Genomic DNA, 1,164 nt, shown 5'->3' on the forward strand with positions numbered 1-1,164 from the left:
ATCCCCGTCGGCCAGAGCATACCTCGGAGCGCTGGGCTCACCTGGCGGCCCGGACCGTGGGTCCGGTGGCACGGGGGCCCCGGGGCCGTCGCCGGACACGATGCCGGGTTCGGTGCCGGGTTCGGTGCCCTCGCAGACCTGCCGGGCGGCCGCGTCGATGAGGCTGTTGACCGCGAGGGTCCAGGCCCGTAGTCCTTCGTGACCGGTCAGCTCGGTGAACACCGCCGCCTCGAGGCAGCAGGTGCTGGCTCCCGCGAGCTCGTCCACGTCCAACAGGGAGATGGCGAGCAGCCCGGCCAGGTGACCCGCGAGCATGAACAGCCGGAACTGCTGGTGCGGCAGCATGGGCGTGTGTAGCAGGTTGTCGACGACGTTCTGCTGCTCCAGCACCTGGGCGGTGACGTCCTGTGGATCGAGCCGATCGGCCTTGGCGATCAGATCGGCCACCAACCGATCGAGGTAGTCCAGTTCGGTGTCCGACCGGCGGTGGTCGAGCAGATCCGAAACCCGGCGGCGGGACTCCCGCTCCGGATCGGGCCTGCGACGCAGGCGTTCCGCCCGGGCGGCGACGGCTGCCTCACGCAGGTCGATGAGGGCGCCCCCGGCCTCCAGCGCCGCGTCGACTGCGGCGATCACCGGCCGGGAGGGGATGCCTCGGCTGGGCTGTTCGAGCTGACCGATGTACTGGCGGCTGTAGCCGGTGCGTCGGGCGAGCTCCTCCCGAGAGAGGACACGTTCACAGCGCCGCCGTCGGACCTCAGCGGGTAGCAGGTCTTCGGCGGTCGCCGCATCGTGCCGGCCTCGGCTCCGTTGCCGCATCTGTGACGTYCTTCCGCGTGGCAAGGTCCCGCCTCCCGAGGAGGGAAGCTCAGCAGTCGTGTGCTGTCTCTGCCCGCCCGCCTGACGGTCGCCCGCCCGATGGCCAGCAGAGAGTCACCGATAGTGATCAGATTACTCCAGACTGCACCCTAGTAGACTAGAGGTCAAAAGTCCCATACACATCCAGTTCCAATGATTACTCTCAGCTGTCGGGTGGCAGGCGAAGTTGATCGGCGTCGCGCTTCGTGGTCGGCCGATTGATCGTAGCGTGGAAGTCGTCCGTCGTACCGCGCCTCCGTCGAGACATTATGCCGACCTTCTTGGGTTATTGTTGGGAAACGCGAG

At 67.8% G+C, this 1,164-nt stretch carries 1 protein-coding gene; it reads right to left on the bottom strand.

The genetic code is table 11. The annotated features are described in order from the left end of the window. A partial coding sequence (locus tag KBI5_RS24900; protein ID WP_241883198.1) for a helix-turn-helix transcriptional regulator occupies positions 1-819 on the bottom strand: 819 nt, incomplete at its 3' end. Between the last annotated feature and the right edge of the window lie 345 nt (positions 820-1,164).

The sequence above is a fragment of the Frankia sp. KB5 genome, assembly GCF_002099325.1.
Classification (GTDB): domain Bacteria; phylum Actinomycetota; class Actinomycetes; order Frankiales; family Frankiaceae; genus Frankia; species Frankia casuarinae.